Consider the following 7,231-nt stretch of genomic DNA (forward strand, 5'->3'; position numbering starts at 1 on the left):
TTTTTTAGTGAGTATCTACTAACAAAGTATTGAATTGTTTCTTTTAGATAAAGTATGAACAACACAAATATATTTCTTTTAATTTCACTTTGATTTTCCTTTTATTCTTTTAAAAGCTTTTAAAAGCTTTTAGACACCCTTCTAGCCCTTGTCCTACAATGATTTCAGACTTTAAAAAACTACTTTTAGAGGACATTAAACTACTTTTAGAGGACATTAAACTACTTTTAGAGGACATAAAAACTACTTTTAGAGGACATTAAACTACTTTGTATTTTTTGTATTTTTTGTAAAAAACTACAAAAATCATAGTCAAATTTCAGCCAATACACTATATTACTACTATAAATACGATGTAGTTAATTGATACATTATAGAGATTTTAGATTTATGGAAATGCAAAAAACTTATCCACCCTCTTGGGTTGTGATGCAGAACAGTATCCAAGAATGTTTTAAGAGCATGAGTATTGATGAAAAGCGTATGTTAATCCTCGCTAGTCCTATTGCTAGGACAAAAAACGCTACGGAAAAAGATACTATAATTATAACTGCTGAAAGCTTTGCTCAAGACTGTGAAATAAAAAACCATTCTGCATATAAATCACTTGAGCAAGCAAGCAAGGCTTTAATTAAGCGTTATTTTTGTTATTTAGATGATAAAGGACGAAAGACATATTGCAATTGGGTGATCAGAGCTAAATATGAAGATGGTGCGGTATCTATTCATTTTCCTGAAGAAGTTCTCTTGATGCTTAAAGAGTTCGATAAATTAAATCCTTATACAAAATATAAGAAAGATATAGTATTGAAATTAAAGAAAGATTACTCTTTTGATATATATCATCTAGCTAAAAAGCATCAAACAATGGGGCAATTTGAAATATCTTTAGAGCATCTAAAAAATGAATTAGGTTTACCTCCGTCATACGATAAACTTTGCAACCTAAAAGACAGAGTAATTAAACCATCATTAAATGAAATCACAGCAAATACCGATATCAATTTAAGCTATGAGAATGTAAAAAAAGGACGTTCTGTTGTTGGCTTTCGGTTTATAGTTAAAGAGAAGCCAAAACCTAAAAATATAGAAATAACACGAGATCAAAACACCATAGATATGTTTTGCAACTTAACAGACAATCAAATTAAAACTTACAGTTCTATATTATCTAAAGTTCATAGCATATCTGATTTGGCTGGCAATAAAGATTATTCAGCATTTGCCATATGGATTGCCAATATTTTACGTGACCCACAATCAGTCCGAGAGGAAACAGCAAAACGAATATTTAAGGCTTTACGGACTGAAACAGACTTTAATAAAAAATAGACAATCAATTTCTTTAAGTATAATGTGCAATTAATTTTATTTTTTATAATTTTGGTGAGATTTTTGAAGTTTTTTATATACTCATTCTTACTTTTTCTCAGTACATTCAGTTTCGCTTCTGAGCAATCTTCACCACATGTTAATTGGGAAAGAGAACCTATATTGGAACTGAATCTTGACATACGTAGTTTTAAAACTAAAGAGTTTAATGGTGCTATAAAGTTTATTACAGATACTCAAGGTAATGTATTAAAAGCAAATGTTGAAAAAAGTTCAGGGAATAAATATGTTGATAATGCTGCTAGGAATAGTGTATTAAGAGCAAAAATGAAGCCTTATATCAAAAATGGGGAAGCAGTTCCTATATCAGCTTTAGTTCCTTTTTCTACTGAAACTAAATTCTTTAAAGAAGGGCCTAAGTGTATTTGGTCTTCAGAATCATCTCACTACAATGCACAGAAAACCTATAAAACAGAAGATGAAGCCTTGGAGCATCTAGATTATATTTATCTAGATCATCCGTATTTCTATAGACAATATGAAACTAACAATCCTCCTGAAAGCGAAGATAAAATTCAAATGGGGAAATACGATGTAATTTTCGAAAATGTGGGGGAAGATGGTTCTATTTTGATCATCAACCAATCCACACCAGAAGATCAATATTCACATTATGCTTATACAGCTACATTTCGTTCACGGATTAAACACAAAAAGCTCGGTTGGTTCACTAGTAGAAAAAAGTACCATGATACAATCACTCTATTTAAACAGTGTGTGCTTTAGCCATGAATAAAACTCTTATGAATAGATAATATATACTATAGTTTAAATAGTTTTCTATCTCGATCTTCTTTCAAATACTCGTTTAAATCAGCGAGTATTTTTTCTTTATTTTGTTCATTTTCCATTTTCTTGAGTAGATAAGAACCAAGTAAAATTTTACGTCTAGTATCATCTTTACGATCTTGCTCTTTTTGCTTAGCACGTTCTCTTGCTTCAATCGCTTGTTTTTGCGCTTTTAACTGTTTTAGCTTTTCTAATTGAGCTTCAATTTTCTTTTCAATATTTTCAGTAGATTTATTCATAGAGATTAATTTTAAGATTAAAGAAAACTACTCAAGCATAAAACCCTATAAATTGAAATTCAATAGGCTATATGCTATCGTATTTTTCATGAAATGGCGCACTTACGACTTGGCTTCGCTCAAGTCAAAAGATGCGTAAGGGGAACACCCCTTAACCCCAGCAAAGGAAAAATTGATGAAGTTTTTAAAAATCACAGCTATTTTATTAGTATGTTTTTCTAGTGGTTGTGCCTCAGTAATATTAAAGGACTTAAAAATTAATGATGATAACTTAAAGAAAAAAGCAGCAACTGCATTATTTACGACAGAAGATCAAATTACTCTTTCAGATATAAATAGCTCTCCAAGTACAAGAAACCCAAATTTAAATTCAATTAGATTTGTAGCTACTTTAAATCAAACAAAACACCTTTGTTTTGTACAAACCTCTGGAAATATCATTATTACAGATGCCATTTGTTCAGGTTCTGAACTATTGAACCCAAAAAGAAAAGTTAAGTAATTCTAAGATAATGGCAATTTATCATTGCTCAACTAAAACCGTAAACAGAAGTTCAGGACGTACAGCCGTTGCATCATCTGCCTATCGTGCAGGTGAAAAACTCAAAGATGAACGCACAGGATTGACCCATGACTTCACCCAAAAGAACGGTGTTGCTCATACAGAAATCATTTCTAAGCTCGATATTCAAATTGACCGTAATGAACTTTGGAACTTGGCAGAAAAAACAGAAAATCGTAAAGATGCTCGAACAGCTCGTGAATGGGTGATTGCTTTACCCAATGAATTAGATGCTGATCAACGTAAGGACTTGGCAAAATCCTTTGCCCGGTCCTTAGTTAATCATTATGACGTGATTGCAGATTTAGCCATTCATGAACCCAGTAAAGGTGGTAATGATAAAAACCATCATGCCCATATTATGCTTACCACGCGAAAAGCAGAACTCGACCCTGATCACAAATTAACTTTGACTACAAAAGCTGATATTGAGTTAAGCAATGCCAAAAGAAAAACTTTAGATATGGGAACAACCCAAAATGAAATTAAATACATTCGGGAAACATGGGCAAACCTAGCTAACCGTGCGTTAGAAAGATCAGGTAATCGAGAAAAAATAGATCATCGAAGCTATGCTGATCAGAACAACGGATTACAAGCTACTATTCACGAGGGAACATCAGTCACTCAACTGCGTAGACAAGGTATAGACACCCGTATTAGCCGTTATAACGACACGGTGAACCAATACAATGCTAAACAGCTCAATCAACAGCAACAACAAAAAGAGAATGTTTTACAGCAAGGATTAAACCGAGTGAATCAAGGTTTTGAGCAATGGCAAAAGAACCAAGAAAGCAAACGTCTAGAACAAGAACGACAAGCTGAAATGAAGCGACAGCAAGAATTAGATCAGCAACGAGCGAACCAAGCTTTGCGTAAAGAATCTCAAAAACTAGATCGAGGCGGAATATCGTTATGAGTAACCAAAATGATTTGGATGATCAACTCTATATTCTATTGGCATCTATGAAAGAATATCGAGAAGCTATCGCAGACGATAGCAAGCGATTAGAAGCATTTTACAACCAAGTGGCTAGTGGAGTACTAGATAAGGCTGAAAAGTCGCTACAAGAGACAAATAGACAAGCTATAGGTGTATTAAAAAATAGGATTCAAGAATTAGACCAAGCAACCCATCGATTGAATTGGCAATTTATTGTGATCTATTCCAGTGCGTTTGTGGCTTTAGTGATGATATTTTTCTTAAGTATATTCTTATATGTGCCAAGTTTAGACGAAATTAAACAGCGTAGAGTTGATATTGCTGAACTTAATAAATACCCCATACAAATTAGACGCAGTGATGATGAAACACTGGTGAGAATTATGACGAAAAAGCCATGCTACTCCTTCCAACCGAGTAACGTAGAAAATAAAACCTATGATTGGTGTCAGATAGACCCTAAAAAATACTAAATCATCGGTACTTTGCTTGTTCTTTTCATTATTGATCAAATTACCTCAAGTGCAAAGTTGCTCGACTTTGAAATATGGCTAAAGCCATATTTCAAAGCATCGAGCTTTATTTATATCCTCTTAAAAATTTTTGAACTCTAATTTACTTTTAAATACTCTGTTTTGAATTCAACACTATCACCGTTACTTATAGGCAATGCTTTTTTAACTTTTACTTGATATAGGTTTTTAGAAGATTTTACTATTTCTATAGCTTGTATTGAAAAGTCCGTAGGGCATGTTTCACGAGTGCTACTTGAATTACATAAATTTAAAGGACTTTTATTAATAATTGCCTTGTTATTGATAAGGACTGATATAAGAGGATATTCCAGTAAACCAAGCTCACCAACTGGATTAGAATTATAAAAACCACTTTCAAAAATTAATTTTACTGCCCCACATTTTTGTATAGCTTTCTTGCTTCCTAATCTAAGTCTAATACCATTTTCATCCTCTTTACTAAGTAACAATAATGGATATGTCTTAACTATTTTTTTTTGCATACCTGCAGTTGGAGCTTTTAATGAATCTGCATCGAAATATATATTCGATGTATTAGCATTACAATAATATTGAACAATTCCATCATCAATATATTGTGTTTCAATAGCATAAGCACTATTGACTGTGAATAATAAAATTATGCATGTTAAAAATAATTTAACTTGATTCATATAAATCCTTACTAGCATTAACTTAATGTTATTTATTTTTTTTGGGGGCATCATTCAATACAGTGTATCCATTTTTCTCATTCGCAAACATTCTAGCATCCATATTTCTACGGTTTTGCACACCTCTAGACCATTCACCATTTTGAGTATTGATATGATTTCTCAAAAAATTTGGTACTTCACTATATTTCCCACAATTTAATAAATCGACTAATACAACTTTATTAGTACCAGCAGGTTGTTTATTACCATTCTGATCGTATTTAGTAGATGTAGCTCCTGATAATGTGCCTTTCCCACCATTAAAACAAAGATCAATAAGAGCATCCATTTCGTTCTGATACAAAGGAACATTAACTAATTTATTAATGGTTTCTCCACCGTTCAGGAATACATCTTCATCTTTCAATTTCAGCATTTTTTCCATTGATAATGGTTGCTGATATTCACCACCCACATTGAACCTTCCATTTTTGATCTCAGCAGGCTTTATTTTATGACCAATACCAATAGTATTTGTACCTCCTTCAGGTGATTTATATTCATTAGGATATGCTCCTTCAGCTTTAATCATCGCTTGGCGCAATCTATCTGATATTTTCCAAGGCTTTTGTAATCTATCTGTTTTCCCTTCAGTAATCTGATTGACTTCTAATGTACTTTTAGCACTTATAATTAATGCTTTACCGTGGTCTTGTGGGCTTTGTGGATTATTACCTATATAGATATTAATAACCTTCTCGCCAGCAGTTTGTATACTTGCTGTGTAACCCTCTTCATCAGTAGTTCCTATCTTACAAATACCATCAATTTCAAAGGTGTATGGCATCTTAATTAAAGGTTTATTTTGACCATCTTTTAAAAGAAAGATCATATTGTAAGTATTATTTATTTTAACTTTAATTGGTTCATCATTTGAGGATGCTGTATTTTTAGCTAAAGTATCCATTACACCACTCCTTTTAAAATTGGTTTTAGTACGATTTCAAAGGAATGTTTTCTACTGACTTTTTCTGTAAACCCATTTGAATCTGTAACTCCTTTAATTTCTTCCCCATCGATTATTTTTATATATGGGTAGTTCCTTAATGGTTGGCTCGTTTTTTCATCTAGTAACTGATATTGAATACTATATTCTTTACTATCTTCAACTAATTCATTATTAGATTTATCACTAGAATTTAAGTCACCATGACTATCCCCAACAACATGCGTTTGTTGAGGTTGAATCGTTGCACCACAAGTTAATTTATCGCCAACATAAGCTACTGGCTTATCATCAATAATCACATGATCATGGCTTTTAATCACAGTAGACCAACATTTACATTTAGGACAGTAATGTCCATCATCAGCTCTAACAAAAGCATTTCCCATTTGAGAATCCTTTGTTTGAGTAGCTGGGATTACTCCGCCATGATCTGTAGGAGCATTGTTAATTGCAAAACCTTTCATTTTCTCAACCTTTAAAACTTAGTCATGACTAAGAAAATTCTTAGGTTTTGGTTGATCTTTAAAAAGACGGATAGTGATTCCTGTACTAGGACTCTCAACAATTTCATCGCCATTTTCTAAACGACTACCAATCAATGCAATCGAAGCACCTTCAACAATACAAGCTTCCCCAGCACCTGAAATAATTTTTGAGGTTGTACCATCAGCATATATTACATCGTCTCCAACACGACCAACAGATAGTCCTTTGACTTTCCAAATATTAGACGATGCTTTAAGTAATCCTCCTTTTTTAGTCTTAGCTCCGTTAGCAGCTAAATGATAAATCGTATGAGGTTTATTATCATAATAAAGCTGTTCAGCTTTAATTATTTGCTGAATATCTTCTTCAGATAATTTATTGATTTGTTCAATAGGTAATTCATGCAGAAAGATAGGGCTAACCATTCTCACGTCCTTTAAATTATTGTGATGAATTTAACATAAAAAAACATATATTAATAAAATATCACATTTAAGGCGGATTTCTTAATAGCTTTGAATGTTAGTTTTATAATGAAATAGCTAAACCAAACTGAATATTAGTAACTAAATCCACATCAAAAATTAGATTTTCTTTGATTACTGTTTTTGATTTTTACTTTAAAGTTCTACAGCAT

At 32.3% G+C, this 7,231-nt stretch carries 10 protein-coding genes; 5 read left to right on the forward strand and 5 right to left on the reverse strand.

The annotated features are described in order from the left end of the window. Positions 1–390 precede the first annotated feature (390 nt). Together I2F23_RS13015 and I2F23_RS13020 are read left to right on the forward strand one after the other, a co-directional pair. Positions 391–1,332, forward strand: a complete 942-nt coding sequence (locus tag I2F23_RS13015; RefSeq protein WP_195773010.1) for a replication initiation protein — start codon at positions 391–393, stop codon at positions 1,330–1,332. 162 nt (positions 1,333–1,494) lie between these two features. Continuing rightward, the gene (locus I2F23_RS13020) at positions 1,495–2,118 is read left to right on the forward strand and encodes an energy transducer TonB (RefSeq protein WP_195773011.1); all 624 of its coding nucleotides are present in this window, start codon (positions 1,495–1,497) and stop codon (positions 2,116–2,118) included. A gap of 35 nt (positions 2,119–2,153) precedes the next feature. On the opposite strand, the gene I2F23_RS13025 is transcribed toward I2F23_RS13020, so the two are convergent. Further along, positions 2,154–2,420 carry a mobilization protein gene (locus I2F23_RS13025; RefSeq protein ID WP_195773012.1) on the reverse strand — a complete coding sequence of 89 codons (267 nt, stop codon included), beginning with the start codon at positions 2,418–2,420 and terminating at the stop codon, positions 2,154–2,156. A gap of 175 nt (positions 2,421–2,595) precedes the next feature. On the opposite strand from I2F23_RS13025, the gene I2F23_RS13030 reads away from it, so the two are divergent. The 3 genes from I2F23_RS13030 to I2F23_RS13040 are packed head-to-tail and all read left to right on the forward strand — an operon-like array spanning position 2,596 to position 4,401. Then, a complete protein-coding gene (locus I2F23_RS13030) occupies positions 2,596–2,922 on the forward strand; it encodes a hypothetical protein (protein WP_195773013.1) in 327 nt (108 codons plus the stop codon). A 10-nt stretch (positions 2,923–2,932) separates the two neighbouring features. Further along, the gene (gene mobQ, locus I2F23_RS13035) at positions 2,933–3,904 is read left to right on the forward strand and encodes a MobQ family relaxase (protein ID WP_195773014.1); all 972 of its coding nucleotides are present in this window, start codon (positions 2,933–2,935) and stop codon (positions 3,902–3,904) included. Further along, positions 3,901–4,401, forward strand: a complete 501-nt coding sequence (locus tag I2F23_RS13040; RefSeq protein ID WP_195773015.1) for a hypothetical protein — start codon at positions 3,901–3,903, stop codon at positions 4,399–4,401. Before mobQ ends, I2F23_RS13040 begins: the two co-directional genes overlap by 4 nt. Positions 4,402–4,538: 137 nt before the next feature. Here I2F23_RS13040 and I2F23_RS13045 read toward each other — a convergent pair whose 3' ends face one another. The 4 genes from I2F23_RS13045 to I2F23_RS13060 are packed head-to-tail and all read right to left on the reverse strand — an operon-like array spanning position 4,539 to position 7,019. Continuing rightward, entirely contained in the window at positions 4,539–5,117 is a 579-nt protein-coding gene (locus tag I2F23_RS13045) for a hypothetical protein (RefSeq protein ID WP_195773016.1), read from the reverse strand. 28 nt (positions 5,118–5,145) lie between these two features. Beyond that, complete coding sequence (locus tag I2F23_RS13050; RefSeq protein WP_228286002.1) at positions 5,146–6,066, reverse strand: lysozyme; 921 nt, start codon at positions 6,064–6,066, stop codon at positions 5,146–5,148. Beyond that, the gene (locus I2F23_RS13055; protein ID WP_195773017.1) at positions 6,066–6,572 is read right to left on the reverse strand and encodes a PAAR domain-containing protein; all 507 of its coding nucleotides are present in this window, start codon (positions 6,570–6,572) and stop codon (positions 6,066–6,068) included. Before I2F23_RS13055 ends, I2F23_RS13050 begins: the two co-directional genes overlap by 1 nt. An 18-nt stretch (positions 6,573–6,590) precedes the next feature. Next, a complete protein-coding gene (locus I2F23_RS13060; protein WP_195773018.1) occupies positions 6,591–7,019 on the reverse strand; it encodes a PAAR domain-containing protein in 429 nt (142 codons plus the stop codon). Positions 7,020–7,231 lie beyond the last annotated feature (212 nt).

This window comes from Acinetobacter pollinis (genome assembly GCF_015627175.1).
In the GTDB taxonomy this organism is placed as follows: Bacteria; Pseudomonadota; Gammaproteobacteria; order Pseudomonadales; family Moraxellaceae; genus Acinetobacter; species Acinetobacter pollinis.